At 59.5% G+C, this 22,664-nt stretch carries 16 protein-coding genes and 1 pseudogene; 7 read left to right on the forward strand and 10 right to left on the reverse strand.

Annotated elements, in window-relative coordinates; translation table 11 throughout:
* Positions 1 to 89: 89 nt before the first annotated feature.
* The 3 genes and pseudogenes from AWT75_RS12970 (at position 90) to AWT75_RS12985 (ending at position 6,527) form a co-directional block, all read left to right on the forward strand.
* Positions 90 to 2,944, forward strand: a pseudogene (locus AWT75_RS12970) (DUF748 domain-containing protein).
* A 31-nt stretch (positions 2,945 to 2,975) separates the two neighbouring features.
* On the forward strand, positions 2,976 to 3,428 hold the full coding sequence (locus AWT75_RS12980) for a hypothetical protein (RefSeq protein ID WP_062789461.1): 453 nt from the start codon (positions 2,976 to 2,978) through the stop codon (positions 3,426 to 3,428).
* Positions 3,429 to 3,659: 231 nt separating this feature from the next.
* The gene (locus AWT75_RS12985; protein ID WP_062789463.1) at positions 3,660 to 6,527 is read left to right on the forward strand and encodes an adenosylcobalamin-dependent ribonucleoside-diphosphate reductase; all 2,868 of its coding nucleotides are present in this window, start codon (positions 3,660 to 3,662) and stop codon (positions 6,525 to 6,527) included.
* A 57-nt stretch (positions 6,528 to 6,584) separates the two neighbouring features.
* Here the strand turns inward: AWT75_RS12985 and AWT75_RS12990 are convergent, their stop codons facing one another.
* The 9 genes from AWT75_RS12990 to AWT75_RS13030 form a co-directional block, all read right to left on the reverse strand.
* Positions 6,585 to 7,478 (reverse strand): SMP-30/gluconolactonase/LRE family protein, encoded by an 894-nt coding sequence (locus tag AWT75_RS12990; RefSeq protein WP_062789465.1) that lies wholly within the window; start codon positions 7,476 to 7,478, stop codon positions 6,585 to 6,587.
* Entirely contained in the window at positions 7,475 to 8,194 is a 720-nt protein-coding gene (locus AWT75_RS12995) for a GntR family transcriptional regulator (RefSeq protein WP_062789467.1), read from the reverse strand. Before AWT75_RS12995 ends, AWT75_RS12990 begins: the two co-directional genes overlap by 4 nt.
* Positions 8,194 to 9,060, reverse strand: coding sequence for a carbohydrate ABC transporter permease (locus AWT75_RS13000; protein WP_062789469.1), 867 nt, complete (start codon positions 9,058 to 9,060; stop codon positions 8,194 to 8,196). The genes AWT75_RS12995 and AWT75_RS13000 overlap by 1 nt, the downstream gene beginning before the upstream one ends.
* On the reverse strand, positions 9,060 to 10,013 hold the full coding sequence (locus tag AWT75_RS13005) for a carbohydrate ABC transporter permease (RefSeq protein ID WP_062789471.1): 954 nt from the start codon (positions 10,011 to 10,013) through the stop codon (positions 9,060 to 9,062). Before AWT75_RS13005 ends, AWT75_RS13000 begins: the two co-directional genes overlap by 1 nt.
* A gap of 49 nt (positions 10,014 to 10,062) precedes the next feature.
* Positions 10,063 to 11,298, reverse strand: coding sequence for an ABC transporter substrate-binding protein (locus AWT75_RS13010; protein ID WP_062789473.1), 1,236 nt, complete (start codon positions 11,296 to 11,298; stop codon positions 10,063 to 10,065).
* Positions 11,295 to 12,428 (reverse strand): ABC transporter ATP-binding protein, encoded by a 1,134-nt coding sequence (locus AWT75_RS13015; protein ID WP_062789475.1) that lies wholly within the window; start codon positions 12,426 to 12,428, stop codon positions 11,295 to 11,297. Before AWT75_RS13015 ends, AWT75_RS13010 begins: the two co-directional genes overlap by 4 nt.
* The gene (locus AWT75_RS13020; RefSeq protein ID WP_062789477.1) at positions 12,421 to 13,659 is read right to left on the reverse strand and encodes an enolase C-terminal domain-like protein; all 1,239 of its coding nucleotides are present in this window, start codon (positions 13,657 to 13,659) and stop codon (positions 12,421 to 12,423) included. Before AWT75_RS13020 ends, AWT75_RS13015 begins: the two co-directional genes overlap by 8 nt.
* Before the next feature lie 3 nt (positions 13,660 to 13,662).
* Positions 13,663 to 14,424, reverse strand: a complete 762-nt coding sequence (locus AWT75_RS13025; protein WP_204377046.1) for an SDR family NAD(P)-dependent oxidoreductase — start codon at positions 14,422 to 14,424, stop codon at positions 13,663 to 13,665.
* Between the two features lie 358 nt (positions 14,425 to 14,782).
* Entirely contained in the window at positions 14,783 to 15,409 is a 627-nt protein-coding gene (locus AWT75_RS13030; protein ID WP_045846221.1) for a response regulator transcription factor, read from the reverse strand.
* 193 nt (positions 15,410 to 15,602) lie between these two features.
* Here AWT75_RS13030 and AWT75_RS13035 point away from each other — a divergent pair, with 193 nt between their 5' ends.
* The 4 genes from AWT75_RS13035 to AWT75_RS13050 all read left to right on the forward strand — a co-directional run bounded on the left by AWT75_RS13035 (position 15,603) and on the right by AWT75_RS13050 (position 22,272).
* Positions 15,603 to 16,829: an EAL domain-containing response regulator gene (locus tag AWT75_RS13035; protein ID WP_153013329.1), complete on the forward strand. Its 1,227-nt coding sequence runs from the start codon at positions 15,603 to 15,605 to the stop codon at positions 16,827 to 16,829.
* A gap of 392 nt (positions 16,830 to 17,221) precedes the next feature.
* Positions 17,222 to 18,454 carry an MFS transporter gene (locus AWT75_RS13040; RefSeq protein WP_045846223.1) on the forward strand — a complete coding sequence of 411 codons (1,233 nt, stop codon included), beginning with the start codon at positions 17,222 to 17,224 and terminating at the stop codon, positions 18,452 to 18,454.
* A 201-nt stretch (positions 18,455 to 18,655) separates the two neighbouring features.
* Positions 18,656 to 20,518, forward strand: coding sequence for a DUF1302 domain-containing protein (locus tag AWT75_RS13045; RefSeq protein ID WP_062789485.1), 1,863 nt, complete (start codon positions 18,656 to 18,658; stop codon positions 20,516 to 20,518).
* Between the two features lie 89 nt (positions 20,519 to 20,607).
* Positions 20,608 to 22,272 carry a tetratricopeptide repeat protein gene (locus AWT75_RS13050; RefSeq protein WP_062789487.1) on the forward strand — a complete coding sequence of 555 codons (1,665 nt, stop codon included), beginning with the start codon at positions 20,608 to 20,610 and terminating at the stop codon, positions 22,270 to 22,272.
* Between the two features lie 6 nt (positions 22,273 to 22,278).
* Here AWT75_RS13050 and AWT75_RS13055 read toward each other — a convergent pair whose 3' ends face one another.
* A complete protein-coding gene (locus AWT75_RS13055; RefSeq protein WP_045846224.1) occupies positions 22,279 to 22,620 on the reverse strand; it encodes an FKBP-type peptidyl-prolyl cis-trans isomerase in 342 nt (113 codons plus the stop codon).
* Between the last annotated feature and the right edge of the window lie 44 nt (positions 22,621 to 22,664).

The raw sequence follows: 22,664 nt of genomic DNA on the forward strand, positions 1-22,664 counted from the left end.
CTCTGCGGTACATGCTTGCTAACAACATGTAACTAACACTGTTTGATAAAACAGTTAAAATGAAAGTTGCTGTCAAAAAGAAGAATGTCATGAGCGCTACTGATCAGAGTACTGGGAAATCTCCTTCATCCCGCCAGCCGCGACGCTGGCGGCGCTGGCTGGCCGGCATTGTCGCCGTGCTGCTGTTGCTGTGGGGGTTTCTGGCGGGTATTGTGCCGGGCATCGTCCAGAGTCAGGCGGCCAAATGGACGGCAGGAATCGGCCGCAAACTGAGCCTAGGGGAGGTTTCGATCAATCCCTGGCGCATGGCAGTGGAAATCCGCCAGCTCAAGTTGGCCGAGGGCAAGGGCAGCCCCTTGTTTGCCGCAGACCGGGTGTATGTGAATCTGGACCCGACTGCCTTGCTGCTGGGGCGCTGGCAGTTGTCGGAATTCAGCGTCGATGCTCCGCAGGTATGGGTGCAGCGTGACACCCAGGGCCAGTGGAACTGGGCGCGCTTCATCAGTGATGCCAGTGGCCCGGCCCAGCCCAAAAAAGACGATGGCTCACCGACCAAATTCCTGCTGCAGGCGCTGAACATCCGCAATGGCCAGCTCATGTTCCAGGACCAGCTGGCCGGTACTGACAGCTTCAAGGTGTCACCGCTGAATCTGGCGCTGACCGATCTTTCCACCTTGCCCGAAGCCGGTGGCTATCGCCTGCATGCCGCGTTGGGCGACGGCACCCAGCTGGACTGGAAAGGCAGCCTGCAATTGCAGCCCTTGCAATCCAGTGGTGAGGCCAGCATCCGCGGTTTTACCCTGGCCAGCATCTGGGAATACGTCAAACCGCATTTCAATATTGCCAGGCCGCAAGGCACGCTATCGGTACAGGCCAGCTATCAGTTTGATCTGAAAGGCAAGACGCCACAGTTGCAGATCAGCCCCTTCAACGCCGAACTCAAGGGCTTGCAGATGCAGGCTCCGGGTACGCAGCATCGTTTTGTCCTGCCTTTGTTGCAGCTCAAAGGGGGGCGTTTTGACCTGCAACATAGCCAGTTGAGCCTGCAACAGATTGCGCTGGATGGTGGCAGCCTGGAAGCACAGCGCATGGCGGATGGCAGCCTGGACTGGCTGGCAGCCCTGCCGGCCAGCCCGGCTGCGGGTTCCACATCCACCGCAAGCAGCAAAGCAGCCCCTTCGCCGTGGCAGGTGAAGGTGGAAGACATCAAGCTGGCCAACTGGCAATACCGCTTTGGCGATGCCGGTTTTGCCACTCCGCTGCAAGTGGCAGCCCGCCTGCCGCTATTGCACGCCCGCTTTGAACTCGACCCTAAACGCGGTTTTGCGGTGGACAAGCTGGCGGGTGAACTGGCCGACATCACACTGGGTAATGCCGCGCAGCCCGCACAGATTGCCCTGGCCAGGCTGGTGTTGCAGCCTTCCCGCATTGTGCAGCAGGGGCAGTTGATTGAACCGGGTAGCGTGGATGTTCAGGGCCTGCGCGTGGCGGTGGAGCGCAACAAGCAGGGGCAGCTGAACCTGGCGAAGCTGTTTGCGCCGGGCAAGGAGAGCAAGGCCGCCAGGGAAGTCAAGACAGCAGGCAAGGCCGATGCGGACAAAAAACAGCCCGGCTGGCAGCTGCACTATCCCTTGCTGAATCTGAATGACGGCCAGATCAGCTGGACCGACCAGACCCTGGCGCGGCCGGTCAGTGCCACGCTGCGCGATGTCACGGCCAGGCTGGAGGCAAAAGAGGCGCAGCAATTGGCGCTGGACGTGGGTGGCAAGCTGGAATCCGGCCAGTTTACTGCCGCATTGCAGCTGGACCCTGCCACCACCGCCATCAAGGGCCGGGTGAATGCCCAGTCGCTGCCGCTGGCTCCGTTTGCACCCTATGGCCTGACCGGTACACCCTTGCGCATGAGCGGTGGTCAGCTTAATGCCGAGCTGAATGTCGAGTCTGCCAGTCAGGGCTGGAAAGTGGCGGGTACCGCGGGCATCAGCAAGCTGGCCATCATGGAACCAGGCGAGAAACTGCCGCTGCTGGCTGGAACAATCTCAAGGTTAATGGCATCAAGGCGCAAGGCAATGCCAGCCTGCCGCTGAGTGTGGCGGTGCAGGACATCCAGCTGGAAGCCTTGTCGGCCCGGCTGATTCTGGATGCCAAGCGCCAGCTCAACTGGCAGCGCATTTTTGCCGCCAAGTCTGCCGCTAATCCGCCATCGGCCACGCCAGTCACGCCAGCGAAGGCTGGTGCGATTCCGCCAGTGGATATTCGCAGCATCCACCTGAACCGCAGCAAGGTGCAGTTTGCCGACCAGAGCATGAACCCGAACTTTGCCACCCAGATGCACCATCTGCGCGGTTCGATTCAGGGCCTGTCCACCCGTCCGGGCCGTACTGGCACCATTACCCTGGATGGTGATGTCGATCAGTACGGTGATGTGCGGGTGCGTGGCGCGCTGGCCCCGATGGCGGTAACCGACAATACCGATGTCACGCTGTCTTTCCGCAATATTCCGCTCAACAACCTCAACCCCTATGCCACCACCTTTGCCGGCTGGCGCATCAATGACGGCCGCCTGACGGTGGATCTGCATTATCTGCTGGACCACCGCCAGATGAAGGGCCAGAACCGGGTGGTGATCAACACCATCCAGCTGGGCGATGAGGTGCCGGACTACAAGGGCACGCACCTGCCGCTGCGGCTGGCCGTGGCCTTGCTGGAGGATAGCGACGGCAAGATCGATCTGGACCTGCCGGTATCCGGCAGCCTGGACGACCCCCAGTTCAGCTATGGCCAGATTGTGTGGAAGGCACTGGTGAATGTGGTGACCAAGGTGGTCACCGCCCCGTTCCGCGCGCTGGGTGCACTGCTGGGGGGCGATGGCTTTGACAATGTGTTCTTCATTCCGGGCGAAGCCAATGTCGCCCCGCCGGAGCGGGAAAAACTGGAGAAGTAGCGGGCTTGATGAGCAAGCGTCCCAAGATGCATTGCAGCTTGCCGGCAGCTACGATCCCGAGCTGGACAGCAAGGAACTGGCGCGGGCACGCGTGGACAGCGCCATCCTGCAAGCCGCCGGACGCAGCCTGTTGCCGGGCGAACCGCTGCCGGTGCCGGACATGGCCGACCCGGCCATGCTGGACGCCATCAAGACGGTCTACGCGCGCGAACTGGGGCGTCTGAAGCTGATGTCGCGTACTTTGAATCCGGGTGGGCCATCCGGAGCTGCGTTGGCCAAACTGTTGCGTGGCGAACTGATGGCTGCGCAAAAAGTGGATGTCGCTGCCTTGCAGGCACTGGCACGTCAGCGGGCGGAAAATGCCCGCAAGGTAATGATGCGCAATGACAACACTCTGGCCGATCGCATCACGCTTGGCGACCCGGCCAAAACCCGCGCCGAACGGGACGGTGTGCCGCTGGGGATCAAGTTGTCCAGCAAGTAGCGCATAAAACGGCTTGATGTCCATCAATAAACGGCGTAACTACATATGGTGTAGTACGCCGTTTTCTTTTGCCAGATGTTGTGAGTTTCTCGCAGCATCCACCATCGGCAGGATATCGGCAAGCGGGTGTGCAATGCCAGCCGAACAGGCGTAAAGTCATGGATTGCCAAAGTGGCAAGGCTGCAGAAGTCAGGAAAATTCTCAAAAATTTCAGGAAATCGAGGGGCCGGAATGAAGCGTGAAAACAGTGCCGTCATGCTGGAGCAGGATATCTCGCGCGAGGTATTGCTGGAAAAGTATGCCAAGGGTGATGAACAGAGCGTCAGCGAGGTCAGACTGCGGGTAGCCCGTGCCCTGGCGGCGCTGGAGCAGGACCCGGCCCGCTTCGAGCCGCTGTTTTTCCAGGCACTGGACAATGGCTTCATTCCCGGTGGCCGCATCAATTCCGCTGCCGGTACCGAGCTGCGCGCCACGCTGATCAACTGCTTTGTGCAGCCGGTGGGCGATTCGGTCTCCGAACCTTCCAATGGCAAGGCCGGTATTTACGAAGCCTTGCTGCAGGCCGCCGAAACCATGCGTCGTGGCGGTGGTGTGGGCTACAACTTCTCACGCATCCGGCCCAAGGGGGCACGGGTAAAAGGCACCAATAGCCGCGCCTCCGGGCCGGTATCGTACATGCGGGTGTTTGACCGCAGCTGCGAGACGGTGGAATCCGCCGGTGCCCGTCGCGGTGCGCAAATGGGTGTGCTCGATGTCAGCCATCCGGACGTGGAAGACTTCATCCACGCCAAGGACAAGGGCGACCTGCGCAACTTCAATATTTCGGTTGGTGTATCCGACGATTTCATGCGCGCGGTGGAAGCCGACGCCGAGTGGGAGCTGACTCACAGCGTGGAACCGGCCACCGACGCCTTCCCCGGCCACTACCAGCGTGCCGACGGCCTATGGGTGTACCGCAAGGTGTCTGCCCGTGCGCTGTGGCAGCAGATCATGGAATCCACCTATGACCACGCCGAGCCGGGCGTGCTGTTCATGTCCAAGATCAATCAGGACAACAACCTGTCCTATTGCGAGGTGATTGAATCCACCAACCCCTGCGGCGAACAACCGTTGCCGGATTACGGCTGCTGCGACCTGGGTTCGGTCAATCTCACCAAATACGTGCGTCAACCGTTTGGAGCCAAGCCCAGCTTTGATTTCAAGGCCTTCGAGAACGTGGTGCGCATGTCCATCCGCATGCTGGACAATGTGCTGGACCTGACCGTATGGCCGTTGAAAGAGCAGGAGCGCGAAGCGCAGTCCAAACGCCGCGTCGGTCTGGGTTTTACCGGCCTGGGCGATGCGCTGATCATGCTGAAAATCCGCTACGACAGCGAAGAGGGCCGCCGCTTTGCCGCCCGTATTTCCGAGGCCATGCGCGATGCCGCTTATGATGCCTCGGTGGATCTGGCCATCGAAAAGGGCGCCTTCCCGCTGTTCGATGCCGACAAATACCTGGCCGAACCGCACTGCGCCAGCCGCCTGCCGGACAGCATCAAGGCCCGTATCCGCAAGCATGGCATCCGCAATTCGCACCTGCTGTCGATTGCCCCTACCGGCACCATTTCGCTGGCGTTTGCCGATAACGCCAGCAATGGCATCGAACCGCCGTTCTCCTGGTTCTACACCCGTAAAAAGCGCATGGCCGATGGCACGACCCAGGAATACCTGGTGGAAGACCATGCTTATCGCGTGTACCGCATGCAGGGTGGCGACACCCAGGCGCTGCCGGACTACTTTGTCTCGGCACTGGAAATGAGTGCGCTGGACCATATGCGCATGGTGGCTGCCGTGGCCCCGTTTATCGACACCGCCATCTCCAAGACGGTGAACGTGCCGGCGGATTATCCGTTTGCCGATTTCGAAAGCCTGTATCTGGAAGCCTGGCGCAATGGCCTGAAGGGCATTACCACTTACCGGCCCAACAGCGTGCTCGGTTCAGTACTGTCGGTGGAACCGGCCAAGGAAAGCGCCAAGGAAGCCCCGCAGGACCTGTCCGCCAGCCAGGATGGCGACCCGGACCGCCGCATCACCCTGAACACCGCGCCCAGCCCGGCGCTGGCCAGTCTGAAATGGCCGAACCGGCCCAAGCTGAAAGAGGGCAACCCGTCCTGGACCTATATGGTGGAAGGCCCGGCCGGTGACTTTGCCGTGGTGGTGGGGCATGTGGAAAATGGCCGCATCACGCCGTTTGAGTGCTGGGTGAATGCCACCGAAGAACAGCGTGGCCTGGGCGCGATTGCCAAGACCCTTTCGATGGACATGCGCTGCCGCGACCACGCCTGGCTGTCGGCCAAGCTGGAAGCCTTGTCGCATACCAATGGCGACAAGCGCTATGTGTTCGAGCTGGGCGAACGCACCGTCTATGCCACTTCCGCTGCCGCCGCGCTGGGGCAGGTGGTACGTCATCGCGTGGAACAGCTGGGCGCACTGACTGCTGACCAGCACGAACCCACCCCGGTGATGGATGCGCTGTTTGCCCGCAAGGAACCGAAATCCGGCACCGATGGCACCATGAGCTGGTCGGTGGATGTGGCCAACCCGCAAACCGGTGACGATTTCGTGCTCTTCCTGAAAGAACTGGTATTGCCCAATGGCCAGCGCCGCCCGTACTCGGTGTGGCTGGCCGGTAATTACCCGCGTGAACTGGATGGCCTGTGCAAGATGCTGTCGCTGGACATGCGGGTGATCGATCCGGCCTGGATCGGCATGAAGCTGCGTAAGCTGTTGAGCTATGCCGAGCCGCAAGGTGACTTCTTTGCCCGCATTCCGGGGCAGGAAAAATCGCAAAGCTGGCCGTCCACCGTGGCCTATATGGCGCAGCTGATGATTCACCGCTACGCCATGTTGGGGGTACTGACCCAGGATGGGGTGCCACTGGAGGAAATGGGGGTGATGGTGCCGGAGCAGAGCGATCTGTTCAGCCCGGAAACTGCCGCCCAGCCTGCACTCAAACCCTTGTCCGGCAAGCCCTGCCCGGAATGCGGCAATCATGCGCTGATCAAGAAGGATGGTTGTGAATTCTGCACCGCCTGCGGCCATGTGGGGGCTTGTGGTTAAGGCGTAGTGCTTGCGGGTGGGTCGGTCTGTAAGCTGACCTGCCTGCTGGCTTGAGCCTCAGCCATCGTCCTGGTAGCGGTTTTCCGGCAGTCCGCAGTGACCAGTGCGAATGGCCAGTACCGCACCATCCTGTGGGCCGGGCTGGCTCAGGCCGAAGCGGGCGGAAGTAATCAGCAGGGTATCCAGCTGTTTGCCACCATCGGCATTGCCGAAGGTACAACTGGTCGGGTTGCGTACCGGCAGCGGGATGATGCGGTCGGTTTTGCCTGTCGGTGTGGTACGCACGATGCAGCCTCCGCCAAAGCGGGCCGTCCACAGACAGCCATCCTCATCCATGGCCGAGCCATCGGGAATGCCCGGCCCGCCTTGTTGCAACACCCGGCGCTGGCTGATGTCGCCGGATGCCGCGTCGTAGTCCCACACCCAGATGGCATTGCGCTGGCTGTCGCCAGCATAAAAGCAGCGCTGGTCGGGCGACCAGGCCATGGTATTGGGACAGCCGAATTCGGCTGCGCTCAAGGCGATGGCTTGCTCCCCGCTGGTACGCCACAGGCGACCGGCAAAGCGGGAGATGGCGCGTGGCTGGCCATTGTCGTCCAGATTGTTTTCCATGCTGGCCACCCAGAAGCGTCCGGCCGGATCGCACTTGCCTTCATTCAGCCGCAGCTCTGGGTCCGTTTCCGGCCGGGTGAGCCAGTGCAACAGCCCTTGCGTGGGCGTCCACAGCGCGGTGCCGCTGGCGAAGGCCACCACCGCCATGTCACCCTGCCGGTTCAGCGCCAGTGCGGCAGGCAGTTCGGCAGTGGGAAAGCTGTCGGTGCGGCCATCCGGCGAGCGGCGGCGTATGGCCTGTGCCGTCATGTCCACCGACCACAAGCAGCCGTGTACCGCATCCCAGAACGGGCTTTCGCCTACCTGGTCGCGTTGTCTGCCCCAGATGGCAATCTTCATGGTTTTGGCTCGGAAAAATAGTGCGGAAACAGGGCTTGCGCCTGCTCCAGAAAAGAGAATATCCGCCGCAGATGCAACTGCAGGCAGGCTTCCGCTGCCATGCCATCGCTGCCGGTAATGCTGTCGCGTATGGCCTGGTGCTGGGCAATCACCATGGCCAGATCCTCCACCGAGGCCACTGTCAGTTGCCGGAAACGGTCCATATGCACCTTGACGCGGGCAATCTCCTCGATCACCGGGCCGCAGCCGGCAAACAGGGCGATATGGCGGTGAAAATCCTCGTCCGACTGATAAAAGCGTTCCAGATCGCCCACTTGCAGATAAGTACGTTGCAGAGTGATTTCCTTGTCCAGCTGCATCAGCAGGACGTGGCGATCCGCAATGGCCATGACTTTGCGCAACATGGCAGTTTCCAGTGCTTCGCGCATGAATTGCGACTTTTCCAGATCGCTGCGGCGTAGCGTTAGTACACGGCTGCCCCGCTGCGGCATGACTTCCAGCAGACCCTGTTCCGCCAGCCTGGCCATCGCCTCCCGCACCGGGGTGCGGCTGACGCCCAGAGTGGCGGAAAGCGAGGCTTCGGAAATCAGCTGGCCCGGTTCCAGTTCAAAGCGACAAATCCGCTCCAGCAGCAACTGGTATAGCTGGCGCGCCAGCGGCTGGCGCGGATCCGGCACAAAGGGTTTGGGCGTAGCCAAGGCTGCAGGCTTGCTCATTACACTCGCAGACCTTGCATGAACTGACGGCGCAGCAGCACAAACAGCAATAAGGTGGGCAGCGAGGCCAGCACGGCGGCGGTCAGCATGATATTGGGCCCGCTTTGCGCATAACTGCCCTGGAATACCAGCAAGGCATTCATGATGGAACGGGTGTCCGGGCTATTGCCCAGCACCGAGGAAAACAGCATGTCGTTCCAGATCCAGGTGAATTGCAACAGGAACACCGCCGACATCGGGCCGCGCAGATTGGGCAGGATGATGCGCCAGAACAGTGTGAATTCCGACGCGCCATCCAGCCGTGCCGCCTGGTCGATTTCCAGGCTGAGGTTCTGCATGTAATTGCGCAATACCAGCACCGGGAAGGGAATGCAGATAGCGGTATACAGCAGGCACATGCCCAGATGCGTATCCAGCAGCTCAGCCCACTGGAAGCCGAAGAACAGTGGAATCAGGTACATCTGGAAGGGAAACACCGTGCCGGCAAACAGCAGCAGGAACCACAGATTACGATGCCGGAATTGCATGCGTGCCAGCGGATAAGCGGCCATGGCGGCCAGCAGCACCGCCAGCGAGGCACCCACCGCGGCATACAAGCTGGAGTTGAGCATGGCCTGCGCCATATCGCCCTGTTCCCAGGCCATGCGGATATTCTCCAGCAAGGGGGACACACCCTCGGGCAGGGACAACGGAGGCGAGGCGGCATACTCGGCGGTGGATTTGAAGATGGCCAGCAAGACATAGCTGAAGGGCAGCAGCCACAGCAAGGCGATGGCTAATCCGCACAGGGCCTTGCCCCAGCGTGGCGGAGATGCCGGAGGCGGCAGGGCCAGCCAATTGGCTTGTTGCGATGTCAGGTTTTGCATCAGCGGACCATCCTGTCTACACGGGCTTGCAATAAGGTCTGGAGCCAGGTGACGGCCAGCACCACGCCACCAATCACCACGGCGGTGGCGGCAGCAAAGGCCCAGCTGTTTTTCTGGAAGGCTTCGAAGTACATGAACACCGCCAGCGACAGGGTGCGCTGCTGCGGATAGTTCGCTCCCATCACCCACAGCAGGTCAAACACGGTAAAGCCGGCCAGTACTGACAGAATCACCACCATCAGCAAGGTGGGGGCGAGCAAGGGCAGGGTGATGTGGCGGAACACCTGCCAGGGCCGGGCACCATCCATGCGGGCAGCATCCAGCGGATCGCGCGGTAGCGCCGCCAGCCCCAGCAACAGCAAGACCATCACCAACCCGCAGCTTTGCCAGACAAAGGTCAGGATGATGGCTGGCGTGACTAGCTGTTCTTCAAACAGCCAGCCGGTTTCCACCGGCATGCTGGTGAACTGTCCCAGCATCTGGTTGAGCATACCTTGTGGTGCGTACACGTAGTACCACATCACACCCACCGCCGTCGGGGCCAGAATGCGCGGCAGAAAAATAATGGATTTGAACCATTCCTGACCGGGCATCTGGCGGAACAGCAGCGCCAGTCCCAATCCTGCCGTGAGGGGAAACAGCACCGACGCGACCACCCACAGCGCGGTATTGCCCAGCGCATCGTCAAAGTAGGGGCTGGACCACAACTGGTGATAGTTTTCCCAGCCGGCAAACTCGTCCCGGCCCTCAAACAATTGCCATTGGGTAAAACTGAGCCAGATGTTGTACAGCACCGGCAGTAACAGCAGGGCTGTCACCAGCAGCAGGGCAGGTGCCATGAAGCGCAGTGCCAGGCGGAACTGACGCCCTTGTCGGGCGCGTTCGCGTGCCTTGATTTGTGCCAGTCCGATGCGGGCCAGCAGTTGTTGATCGTGCTGCAAGAGCGGGTTCATGCCGGTCTCCGTTCAAGTGCGGGTGGCTGGTCTGTGGCCAGGCGATGGATCAGGACTTCTTGCGCTTGCTCCAATAAGCCGCATTCAGGCTTTGCATGCGCTGCATGACGTTCTGGGTGGTGTTCATGTCCGGTTTGAGCATGAAACGGTTGAATTCCGCTACCATCTCGCCTTGCAATGCGGTGGGCACGCCTTCCCACCAGCGCAGAAACATGGCATGCCGCGTTTGGGCCAGTTGGGCATTCACCTGGCTGACAATGGCATTGGGGGCAGCAATCTTGTTGTTGCCGATATAGTTGCCAGATGCCTTGCCCCAGGTTTGCGCACCCTGGTTGGAAACCCAGAAGCGCAGCGTCTTCATTACATCGGGATTGGCTGCTCCCTTACGGGAAACCACAATCGGTGCGCCTTCCACAATAATGGCCGGCTGCTGCACACCAGGCGCATTGGGCAGGATGAATACGCCCAGCTCCTTGAGTGGGAAGCCCGCCTTGCCCAGCAGGCCGACTGCCCAATCGCCGAACAAATACATCACCCCCTTGCCCCGGACAAAGTCGTTGATTTCTTCATTGGAACGCGGGTCGGAAAACCAGCCTTTGGCATACATGTCGGCCCATATGCTGAATACCTTGCGCACCGCCGGGCTGTCATAGGCCACGCTGCCATTGTTCAGGCCGACATAGGCCTTGGGGTCGGTGCGCAGCAGCAGTTCCTGAAACCAGATGAAGCCGCGCCAGCCATCCTGGGTGGTGGCCAGAAACGGCGTTTGGCCGGCAGCTTTAATACGAGCAGCCACGGTTTGCAGTTCGGCCCAGTTGCTGGGCGGTTTCAAGCCCAGACGGGCAAATACGCGCTTGTCGTACAACACCACCCAGCGCGACAGCTGCAAAGGAACGGCATAGGGCTGCCCCCCCACGCTGAACAGCTCCTTGACGCCAGGCTGAAAGCGGCCATCGGCTTCCATCTCTTTCCACAGTGCGTCCAGTGGTGCCAGCTGACCGGTGGCTGCCAGCGTATTCAGCGATGCGCCGGTCCACCAGGTAAACAGCTCCGGTGTGCGGCCAGAGGCGACCGAGGCCTGAATGAAGGTCTTGTATTGCTCCGCATTGGCATAAGGTGAAATTTTCAGGCTGATGCCATCGGTGCGCGCGGCATTGGCCACGGCCTGCAATGGTGCACTCCAGAAGCCCTTGTCATTGAACAGTTGTACTTCTTTGGCCTGGATGGCAGTGCTGAACAGGCAGCCAGCTAGCAGGGCAAAACGGAGCAGGGCTGGGCGTATCATGGTGTATTGGTCTCCTGACGCTGCGGCTGATCAGCACGTAGCGATATGCCGCTATCGGCATCGAACAGGTGCAGGTTTTCAGTACGGACGGTAAAGCGCAGGGTCTGGCCATCGGCAACCGGACGTGGGGGCAGTTGGCGGGCAATCAGCGGCCCGCTGGCAGATTCGGCAAACAGCAGGGTTTCATTGCCCAGCATTTCCGACAGCGTGATGGTGGCGGCAAAGGTTTCTGCCGCTGGTGGTGTTTCATCCGGCCAATGCGGCAGGATGTCTTCCGGACGCAAGCCGGCACAGACGCGCTGTCCATGCGTCAATGCCGTGCCAAAGCGTGTCCGGTCCAGTGGTATGCGCAGCGCCGGCGAGGCAAAGAAGAAGTGTTCCCCCTCCTGCTGCAGTGTGCCGTGGAAGAAGTTCATTTGCGGTGTACCGATGAAGCTGGCAACAAAGTGATTGGCCGGATTCCGGAATACATCCAGCGGGCTGCCTTGCTGCACGATGGCTCCGTCTTTCATCACCACCATGATGTCGGCCAGGGTCATGGCTTCTACCTGATCGTGGGTCACATAAACGGTGGTGACCTTGAGCCGATGTTGCAGACGCTTGATTTCCACCCGCATCTGGTTGCGCAGCTTGGCATCCAGATTGGATAGCGGTTCATCAAACAGAAACACCTTGGGCTCGCGCACGATGGCCCGTCCCATGGCCACCCGCTGGCGCTGGCCACCGGATAGTTCGGCCGGCTTGCGGTTCAGGTAAGGTGCCAGCTCCAGTGTTTTTACCGCGGCATCAATCCGGTCTTGCCGCTCGGCGGCAGAGATGCCCGCCAGCTTCAGCGAAAAAGCCAGGTTTTCCTGCACCGTCATGTGCGGATAAAGCGCATAGGACTGGAACACCATTGCCACGCTACGTTCCTGGGGCGGCAGTTCATTAGCCAGTTTGCCGTCAATCAGCAACTGGCCATGGCTGATGCTTTCCAGTCCGGCAATCATGCGTAGGGTAGTGGACTTGCCGCAACCGGAAGGGCCGACCAGCACCACGAAGGCTCCATCGGGTATATCGAGATTGATGCCGCGCACCACCACCTGCTGTTCGTATACCTTGACCAGGTCGCGCAGGCAGACTTCAGCCATGGTGCACCCCCACCTGCTTTTGGTGCGGGTCGGCCCAGCGCCGCTCCGGCAAAATGCCATACCAGCCAGGTCGGCCGGGGTCGCGGTCATAGGCATAGCCACCCACGCTGCGGTAGTACTCGGCATACTGTGCCAGCTTGTCACGGCACACTTCGACCCCCAGACCCGGCCCGGACGGCAAGGTAATGGCTCCGTTCTGATAGCTGAATTTGCCGCCCACCAGAATATCGTCGCTCAGGTGATGGTAATGGGCATCGGCCGCGAAATTGAGATTGGGCAAGGCAGCGCCCAGATGCAGCATGGAAGCCAGCTGGATGCCCAGTTCGCCGGAAGAGTGAATGGCGGCGGAGTGCTGGAAGGTTTCCAGCACGGTGCCAGCCTTGTAAGCCTGACGCAGTCCGCCCCAGAAGGTGGTATCCAGCAGGATGACATCCACCAGGCTGTGGCGCATGCATTGCGCCAGCTGTTCAAAATTGACCACCACCATATTGGTGGCGGTGGGAATGGGCTGGCGTTCGCGCACGCGGCGCATGCCTTCCAGCCCCCAGGTGGGGTCTTCCAGATAATCATTCGGCAGATGCGCGATGGCGCGACCGACGCGCAGGCTTTCTTCCACCGACCAGGTGGCGTTAGGGTCCAGTCGCAGCCGGTCGCCGGGCAGGGCGGCGGCCAGCGCTTCCATGACCGCGATATCATGGTCGGGGGCAAAGTGTCCGCCCTTGAGCTTGTGAACCCGGAAGCCATGGCGCTGCTTCAGCTCCAGCGCATGGCGAACCATGTCCTCGGGCATGGTTTCACCACCGTGGCCATCATGTTCGTAGCGGTAGAACAGGTAAGCGGCAAAATCGACCTGCTCGCGCAGCGCACCGCCAAGGAAATCACAAGCACGCACGCCCAGCTGCTTTCCAGCCAGATCCATACAGGCCATTTCGATGGCGGCATGCAGTTGCAGACGGTTGTTGTACAGGCTGGCCGTGGGATTCATGATTTTCCAGCGCAGTTGTTCAAACTGCAGCGGATCATGACCCTTCAGGTAAGGCAGCAAGGCCTTGACGGCCGCTTCGGCACTTTCGCCGCCACCGCCCAGTTCGCCCCAGCCGGACAAACCGTTATCGTCGACCACCTCCACCACGGTGCGGACAAAGCGCTGCCAGTGCACGCCGGCGGAATGTCTGAGCGGAGCTTCCAGAGGAACGGCAACCGTTGTTGCCTTGATATCTACAATGGCCATATTTCAGTCCTGTAAGGGTGAGCCGCCAATACGGGCAAGCAGACCACCATCAATGCGGATGACTTCTCCGGTAATGAAGGCGGCACGCTCAGACAGCAAAAAGGCCACCAGCTCGGCAACTTCGCTGGCATGGCCTGCGCGGCCCAGGGGGTGCATGCTGTCGATTTCTGTACGCAGGGCGGCAGGGGATGGGGAGCTGGCGATGGCATCGCGCAGCATGGGGGTGTCGATGGAGCCCGGGGCGATGGCATTGGAGCGCACGCCCTGGCTGGCAAAATCCACGGCAATGGATTTGCTCAGGCCGATCAGCCCATGCTTGGATGCCGTATAGGCAGCCACATTGCGCTGCGAGGCCAGGCCTTGCACCGATGCCATGAACACCAGGGCACCACGGCTGGCGATCAGCTGGGGCAACAAGGCCTGGGCCAGCAGGAAGGCTGCGCCCAGATTGGTCGCCATGACTTCATCCCAGCATTGCTGCGAGGTGTCCAGTGCCGAGCCATAACGTTGGATACCCGCGTTATGGGACAAGCCATGGGCACCGCCAAGTTCTTGCGCCGCTACCGCCGCCGCATTGGCTGTTGCTCGGTCGGCAACCGAACCGATGACCAGTCGATGGGGAAGGTTGCGCGGCAAGGCCTCGGCCATGCGCGCCAGCCCTTTGGCGTCGATATCCACCAATACCAGTGGCTGACCATCTGCCGCCAGTCGCATCGCGACCGCTTGCCCAATGCCGTTGGCAGCCCCACTGACCACTACGCTCATTACCATCTCCCGCTTGGATTTGAGCGCTACCATACTAGTGGCCGAAAAGCTGGGTAACCGGTCAAAGGGTCAGCAGTGGCTTGGGTTCTTGATGGTCTTGGCCAGAAATGACAAACCAGCCAGGGTGCATGGTTGTTTACTGATGTCCCATTGGCGCTAGGACGGAAGGGATGCAGCCATGGCGAGCCATACCCTGCACCAGGCATGGTCTGACACTTGGGCCAGGGAGGCACTTCCCGACGAGCGTCTACAGTTTCACAGCGATCTGCGGACGAGTCGAATCAAAGAAAGGGGTGAAAGGGGCGGTGGAAAAGTCCGACAGCTTTAAGACAGAGGCGAGCATCAGTCGCCTCCGGGCTCAAACCAGTTTGTTGTTACGGGCAAAGTCAGTCAGGTCCACCACGTTCGAAATACCCAGTTTTTCGAAAATGTTCACCTTATATGTGCTGACCGTCTTGTTGCTGATGAACAGCCGGTCGGCAATGTCCTTGTTCGACAAACCCTGGGCAAGGTGTTGCAGGACGGCAAGTTCACGGTCAGACAGTTTTTCGATACGACTGTCGATCTGGTTTTCGTCATTAAGCTTGGCGCCGGACACCACGTCGCGGGGAAAGAAACTGTAACCGGCCATGATGGCATCCGACGCCGACAGGATGGCGTTGAGGTCTTTGCTTTTGCTGACAAAACCGTCTGCACCGGCCTGCATCGATCTTGAGGCATACACCATTTCATCCTGCGCCGACAAGACCAGCAACTTGATGGCGGGATGTTGATTCTTGATGCGCTTGATCAGTTCCAGTCCGCTGATGCGGGGAATGTTCAAGTCGATGATGATGAGATCGGCTTTATGTTCTCTGACCAATTCGATGACAGACTGGCCATTGTCGGTTTCCCCGATGACCGCATACCGGCCGGATTTTTCCAGAACGGAACGGACAGCCAGGCAAATGGCCGGATGATCATCGACAATGATGACGCTTTTCATGATTAATCTCCGGAAATGATCAGGATTGGAAGTTTTTATTCGTTATGGGACTGTTGGAGAGTAAATGGGTTTGTTGAAAAATTTCATAAGATAAATCTAGTATTCAATCAGAAATTTCCCATCATCAATCAGTGCTGAGGCAAAGATAATATAAAACTTATAAAAGCAATGTAGCACATTTCAGGTGAATTTCATGTCAGGGTTATTCAATGCCGGACGTCATCGTCCGCTGCAGATTCTTGTAGCCGAGGACCATCCGGCGCAGCGTCAGGTCATCGTTTCCATGCTGGATAAGCATGGTGCATGCTTGGTGGATGAGGTGGGGGATGGCCTGCAGGCACTTTCATTGCTGAAAGCCAATAAGTACGACCTGATGATCTGCGACCTTGGCATGCCTGGGCTGGATGGCATTCAGTTGATGCGTCACCTCAGCCAGCTGGATGATCTGCCGCAGTTGATTTTTTGCAGTTCTCATACCGAGGACATCCTGCAAAGCGTGCAGCGGTTTGGCGTTCACTACCATCTCCCAGTACTGGCTTGTCTGGAAAAGCCGTTTTCGGCGAGCGAACTATCCACCCTGTTACAGCAATGTGTACGGCAACTGTCGGATGACACGGCTTCGAAGGCGATGGAAAGCATGGTGTTTTCCCGTCAGGAACTGGAAGATGCGATGCAGGCTGGCCAGATCAAACCCTGGTATCAGCCCAAGATCGATCCGCAAACGCTTGAGGTGCTTTCAGTTGAAGCACTTGCCCGCTGGGAGCATCCGGTACATGGCGTGCTGACGCCCGATGTGTTCCTGCAGCAGGTGGATGTGTTGAATCTGAGCGAGAAACTGCTTTGCACCATTTTGCGCCAGGCTGCACGGGATTGCTGTGCCTGGGATATCAAGTTTCCGCAGAAAAGGCTGGGTGTGGCAGTCAATATCAATGTCCGCGAATTTGATAAACCCGATATGCCTGAAAAATTGAATTCCATCATTCAATCCATGCATTTGTCACCAGGTCGCATTACCCTTGAATTGACAGAAACCCAGCCGCTGAATAACTTGAGTTTGTCATTGGAAAATGCCATTCGCTTGCGGGTGATGGGTTTTAATCTGGCACTGGATGATTTTGGCGCCGGATATTCCGGCTTTCATCATTTGCGTGAAATTCCGGCCAATTCGGTCAAGATTGACCGCTTGCTGGTGCATCAGGCAGCAGGAGACCCGGCAGCAGAAAAGCTGCTGGGTTTTGCCGTGCGCATGTTGCAAAGCCAGAATGTGTCGGTGGTGGTGGAGGGCGTCAGCCGACCTCAGGATTTCGAGCTGGTGAAACAATTGCAAGTGGATCTGGTGCAGGGGTTCCTGCTGGCGGAGCCGATGTCGCGAAGTCGCTTGGACTCCTTCATGATGACACCGGCTGGCACGGCCAACTAGACGCGGCGTAGCGACCACAGCGCCAGTCCAATCAGGCTGATACTGCAGCGCTGTCAGTTGTCCTGTGCATGCTGGTACACCTGCCAGCCAAGCCCAGCTGCTGGCTGTTGCCGGTAATTCATACAGCGGTGGCCACCAGTCGGTGACTATTACTCCGACTGCACATGGCCACTAGGCAGAGGTAAAAGAACTGATGCCCGGTTTTTGCCTGGCAATGGTGGGCAGTCCGGCATACGACAGCGATCCGCCAATGCACATCATCACACCACCCAGAAAAGCATCAGGCAGAAATAATGTTGACAATATCAACAACTAACCATATTGTTGATATTGTCAATCAAATAATCATGCGCTTGTTTGTCCGGACAAGACATGCCTGCAAGGAGTTGCCCTTGGCTGAATCAATCCCATCACGCGAACGCGGCCTGCTGTGGTTGCTGGCGCTAACCCAGTTCACCATCATCATGGACTTCATGGTGATGATGCCGCTTGGGCCGCAGATCATGCACGCCTTTGCCATCAGCCCGGCGGCATTTGCCACTGCGGTCTCGGCTTACTCATGGTGTTCCGGCCTGTCCGGCCTGTTTGCCGCCACCTATATCGACCGCTTTGACCGCCGCCGCCTGCTGTTGGTGATATACGGCCTGTTTGCCGTTTCCAACCTGGTGTGTGCGATGGCAGGTAATTTCCACATGCTGCTGGTGGCCCGTGCGTTTGCCGGTTTGAGTGGTGGTGTGCTCGGCTCCATCATCATGGCCATTGTCAGTGACATCATTCCGGTTTCCCGCCGTGGCGCAGCCACCGGTACCATCATGACGGCCTTTTCGCTGGCCGCGATTGCCGGGGTGCCGGCCGGCATCGTGCTGGGTGCTCATCTGGGTTGGTCTTCGCCGTTTTACCTGCTCGCGGTATTGTCGGTGCTGATCTGGCTGGCCGCGCTGGCGCTGGTGCCTTCCCTTCGGCAGTTCTTGCCAAGTACGCCGCCGTCTTTGCGGCAGGTGTTGCCTGATTTGTGGCATTTGCTAAGCAATCCACAGCACTTGCGGGCCTTTGGTCTGACCTTTGTGATCCTGGTATCGAACATGATGATCGTACCGTTTGTTTCACCGGTTCTGGTGGCGAATCATGGTATTGCGCCGGAGCAGATCGCCTGGATTTACATGGCAGGCGGGGCGGCCACTTTCTTCACATCCCGCCGTATCGGCAAGCTGGCCGACCGCTATGGCAAGCACCGGCTTTTTCGTATCTTTGCGTTGCTTTACATCGTGCCGGTGCTGTTTCTTACCCACCTGCCTGCTATTCCGCTGATTGCGATTGTGATTGTTTTTTCCGTGTTCATGGTGGTGTCTTCCGGACGTATGATTCCCATGCAGGCCTTGTTGACCACGGTGCCACCAGCAGGCCATCGTGGAGCATTTCTCAGTGCCAATAGTGCCATTCAGTCTTTTGGTAATGGCTGCGGAGCATGGTTGGGTGGAATGTTGTTAAGTCATGGTGCCGGTGGCCAGATTCTGGGTTATGGCCTGAATGGCTGGTGTTCTGTGGCACTGGTGGGCGTGGCCTTGTGGTGGGTGGGGCGCGTCCAGGGGCAAGTGACGCCCGAGCTGGCGAAGGCGCACTCCTGAAGGCAAGGGGGCGTGGCCAGGTAATGCGATATGACTGGTGGATGAGAAAATGTAATGGTGTTGTGCTGGTTGAAGTTTTGCTGCCGACGTTAGAATGACGACCTGATCTGATACGCAGCCATCAGCCGATTGAGGAAACGGCGTGGCATACAAGGCGTTGCGGATGTGATGGTTTGAATTCGGGGCATAATCATAACAAGCATGCAAAACAAGAATGGCAGGGCACCATTGGCACGACCATGGTTAAGCGGCAGCAGCAACTTGCTGCTTGGGGCAGGGCTGGGTGCGTTGTGCTTGCCACTGTGGGCAGCGGAAGTCAGCAATGGTATTACCACCATCAAACCGCAGCTGGGTGAGGCCACGTCGCAGGATGTCGGCGCTGCCAACCTGTCCGTGCGCGGCTGGCTGGGCCTTGGTACGGTAATCCGCGCGGCCAACCCGGACCCGGTACTGGTCAAGGGGGCGTCCATGAATACCCTGAACGATGGTGATCAGAACTATCGTGCCGGGGATGCCGTTTCCACTGCGATCGAAAGCTATGTACAGGCCGACCTGCAATACCAAGGCCTGGGGCTGCGGCTGGCCGGCAAGGCCTGGTATGACTACACCCAGGCACAGCAATCGGTGCTGCATGGCAATGTAAGCAACCATTACCAGTCTGGCGCTCCGCTGAGTGATGAGGGCTTCGTGCCTTTGGGCCGATTTGGCAATGTGGTGCTGGATGATGCCTATGTATATGGCACCACTGCGCTTGCCGGCTATCCCCTGCAGTTGCGTGCCGGGCGGCAAACCATTCCCTGGGGGAGTCCCACTGCCGGGGGCATGCTGTCCCAGGTCAATGCCACCGATTACGCAGCACTCAGTCGCGCCAGTTCGGTGGCGGCCGAGACGGGTATTCCGGACTGGGCCGTCTACGGCAAGCTGAACCTCAGCGAGCGGCTGACCCTGGATGCCTTTTACCAGTTTGCTTTTGCTCCCAATGTCTATCCCGGTTGCGGTACCTTTTATTCTACTGGCGATTATGTGCAGCCAGGGTGCAATCAGCTCACCCTGAACGGTGCCTTGTTGTCTGCCATTGCCCACCGCAGCATCAGCACCAGCGATGCGCAGTCCCTGACGAATGCGCTGGACTATTTCAGCCGCGCTCCAGACCGCCTTCCATCCGGTGGGCAATATGGTGCCGGCCTGCAATATCTGCTCAATGGCGTGGGCAGGTTTGGTTTTTATGCGGCCAATATCGACAGCAAGGTGGGTTATACCGGTGTGCAACACAATACTGCGGGCGTGCTGACCCCCTTGCTGGCCAATACTGGCCAGGCGCAGGCTACCGGACTGAGCAGCCAGTATTACCGCAGCTATCCGGCTAATCTGCATTTGTTTGTGCTGAACTTTGCCAGCCGTCTGCCGGACCAGACCGGACTGTATGCCGAGCTTGGCTATATACCGGACCAGCCACTGGCCTGGAACGGCGCTGATTTTCTCAACGGCCTGTTGCTGGGGCGTGGCCCGCTGGCGCGCTTGTACAAACTGCCGGCAGGTGCCAGCGCGGACGGCTATGACCGCTATCAGGTGATGAACCTCAGCCTCGGCGCGGAGCGTCTGCTGGGCAAATGGGCTGGTGGTGATTTCAAGCTGGCGGCTGAACTTGGTTTCAAACATGTATTCTCCCTGCCGGACCCGGCCGTGATGCGCTATGGCCGTGCGGGCTGGGGCATGGCTGCCAGTCAGGCTTATGCCACTTGCAGTGGCGATGCCACCACCTGCCGGCTGGACGGCTTCATCACCAGCAATGCCTGGGCCGCCCGGCTGCGGCTGGAGGCCCGCTATGCCACCGGCTGGCCGGATATCACGCTCACCCCCGCACTGACCCTGGGGCAGGATGTGCGTGGCTATTCCTATGATGGCCAATATTCTCAGGGGCGGTTTACCACCATGTTCAGCCTGGCGCTGAATGTGCGGCGAGACTACCAGCTGGACCTGAGCTATCTGAAAACCGGCGGTGGTGATTACAATCTGCTGCGTGACCGCAGCCTGGTTTCCCTGGGGCTGGGCATGCGCTTGTAAGCCGCACGTCCTGTTTGCCAGTACCGGGGCAGCCCCTTACACTGGCGGCGCAGTTTTCCCCGCCCACCCATGCCAATACCCCAGTCGACATGAACCAACAACTCGCGCTCAACAAGATCAATCAGGCCATGCAGCATCTGCAACAGGGAAAGGCTGCCATGGCGCGTGACAGTTTGAGTCGCGTCCTGAAGGCCTTCCCCGACAGCCCGGAAGTGCATTTCCTGCTGGGTCTTGCCCTGGTGCAACTGGTGCAGCCCAAGGGAGCACTCGCCCATTTCAACAGTGCCATCGCGCTGGCACCGGACCTGGCCGAAGCCTATGTCAATCGTGGCATCCTGTTGAAAAACCAGCAGCAGTTGACCAAGGCCTTGCAGGATCTGGACCGTGCCATTGCTTTGCGTCCTGGCATGGCGGAGGCCTACAGCAACCGTGGCAATGTGCGGGTATTGCTGGACCAGCCCGAGCAGGCTGGCGCGGACTTTGCCATGGCGATACGGCTGGACCCGCACAATGCCGATGCGCTGGTGAATATGGCGGCATTGCTTGCAAGTAGCGGCGATTACATGCAGGCACTTCCTTTGCTGGAGCGTGCTGTTGCCATCAACCCGCAATTGACAGAGGCACAGATCAATCTTGCTAATGTGGAATATCGTCTGGGGAAGGAGCAGCAAGCCATGCAGCGGCTCAATGCCGTGTTGCAAAGCCAGCCGTCCAATGTTCGTGCCTTGGGTGCCAAATCGCATCTGCTGGCAGAAGTCGGGGATGTCGCGGGTGCCCGTGCCTTGCTGGACAAAGCCTTGTCACACGCCCCGGCAGATGCGCTGGCCCGCTATGACAGATCGCTGCTCCTGCTGCTGCAAGGCGACTATGCCCATGGCTGGCAGGACTACGAAGCGCGCAAGCTGGACAAGCAGCTAAGCCAGCGTGCCGGTTTACAGCGCTTTTCCCAGCCGGAATGGCAAGGCGAGGACCTCTCGGGCAAGACGCTGCTTTTGCATCAGGAACAGGGCCTGGGCGATGCCATCCAGATGCTGCGTTACCTGCCGCAGTTGCGGGCGCAAGGCGCTCGGGTGCTGATCCTGCTTAATGCTGCGCTGGTACCGCTGGCCAGCCAGCTGTTGCCGTCCGGTCAGGTGTTTACCCAAGGTGAGGCACTGCCGCACTTTGACTTGCACTGCCCGGTGATGTCGCTGCCCTTGCGCATGGCCACCACGCTGGACAAAATTCCGGCGGCGCAGGGCTATCTGGCGGTGGATGAAGCTTGCCAGCAGCATTGGGCGGGCTTGCTGGGAGAGAAGAAACGCTTGCGGGTCGGGCTGGCATGGTCCGGTTCGGCCAAGCATCTGAATGACCGCAAGCGCAGCCTGACGCTGGCTGCGCTATCCGGTCTGCTGCAACAGGCTGTCGAGTGGCACAGCCTGCAACGCGAATACCGCGAAGATGCAGACGAGCGGGCTGCCTCCGGCATCATCGACCATGCGGCGCAACTGCTCACCATGCAGGACACCGCCGGGCTGATCAGCCAGCAGGACCTGGTCATCAGCGTGGATACCTCGGTGGCGCACCTAGCCGCAGCTTTGGGCAAACCGTGCTGGCTGCTGCTGCCGTTCAACCCGGATTTCCGCTGGGGGCTGGGCCGTAGCGATAGCCCGTGGTATACCAGCATGCGCTTGTTCCGTCAGCCGCAGCCCGGTGACTGGGCCAGTGTGCTGGATGAAGTTGCCGGCTTGTTGGCACAGCAGGTGGCTGACTGAAGTCTGTCAGTCGTCGCGGGTGAGCACTTCCAGCACTTCGATTTCAAACAGCAAATTGGAGTGCGGCGGAATGCGCGTGCCGATCTGCCGCTCGCCATAAGCCAGCGCCGCCGGAACCCACAGCTTGCGCTTGCCGCCCACTTTCATGCCCATCAGGCCGATATCCCAGCCCTTGATCACCCGGCCGGTGCCGATCACGCACTGGAAGGGGCGTCCCTTGTCATGCGAGGAGTCAAACTTGCTGCCATCTTCCAGCCAGCCGGTGTAGTGGGTGGTAATCAGTGCGCCGCGCACCACTTCCTTGCCGTCACCAATGTGCAAGTCTTCGATTTTCAGTTGCTGGTCCATCTGTTCCGTTACCGCTTCAGTTGCATGTCAGGCGGCATTTTAGC

This window comes from Aquitalea pelogenes (assembly GCF_001515305.1).
GTDB classification, from domain to species: domain Bacteria; phylum Pseudomonadota; class Gammaproteobacteria; order Burkholderiales; family Chromobacteriaceae; genus Aquitalea; species Aquitalea pelogenes.

Bases quoted from the DNA above. Each gene is read 5' to 3' on its own strand.
- AWT75_RS12985 (WP_062789463.1), top strand. From the start codon at position 3,660: ATGAAGCGTGAAAACAGTGCCGTCATGCTGGAGCAGGATATCTCGCGC.
- AWT75_RS12990 (WP_062789465.1), bottom strand. From the start codon at position 7,478: ATGAAGATTGCCATCTGGGGCAGACAACGCGACCAGGTAGGCGAAAGC.
- AWT75_RS12995 (WP_062789467.1), bottom strand. From the start codon at position 8,194: ATGAGCAAGCCTGCAGCCTTGGCTACGCCCAAACCCTTTGTGCCGGAT.
- AWT75_RS13000 (WP_062789469.1), bottom strand. From the start codon at position 9,060: ATGCAAAACCTGACATCGCAACAAGCCAATTGGCTGGCCCTGCCGCCT.
- AWT75_RS13005 (WP_062789471.1), bottom strand. From the start codon at position 10,013: ATGAACCCGCTCTTGCAGCACGATCAACAACTGCTGGCCCGCATCGGA.
- AWT75_RS13010 (WP_062789473.1), bottom strand. From the start codon at position 11,298: ATGATACGCCCAGCCCTGCTCCGTTTTGCCCTGCTAGCTGGCTGCCTG.
- AWT75_RS13015 (WP_062789475.1), bottom strand. From the start codon at position 12,428: ATGGCTGAAGTCTGCCTGCGCGACCTGGTCAAGGTATACGAACAGCAG.
- AWT75_RS13020 (WP_062789477.1), bottom strand. From the start codon at position 13,659: ATGGCCATTGTAGATATCAAGGCAACAACGGTTGCCGTTCCTCTGGAA.
- AWT75_RS13025 (WP_204377046.1), bottom strand. From the start codon at position 14,424: ATGAGCGTAGTGGTCAGTGGGGCTGCCAACGGCATTGGGCAAGCGGTC.
- AWT75_RS13030 (WP_045846221.1), bottom strand. From the start codon at position 15,409: ATGAAAAGCGTCATCATTGTCGATGATCATCCGGCCATTTGCCTGGCT.
- AWT75_RS13035 (WP_153013329.1), top strand. From the start codon at position 15,603: ATGTCAGGGTTATTCAATGCCGGACGTCATCGTCCGCTGCAGATTCTT.
- AWT75_RS13045 (WP_062789485.1), top strand. From the start codon at position 18,656: ATGCAAAACAAGAATGGCAGGGCACCATTGGCACGACCATGGTTAAGC.
- AWT75_RS13050 (WP_062789487.1), top strand. From the start codon at position 20,608: ATGAACCAACAACTCGCGCTCAACAAGATCAATCAGGCCATGCAGCAT.
- AWT75_RS13055 (WP_045846224.1), bottom strand. From the start codon at position 22,620: ATGGACCAGCAACTGAAAATCGAAGACTTGCACATTGGTGACGGCAAG.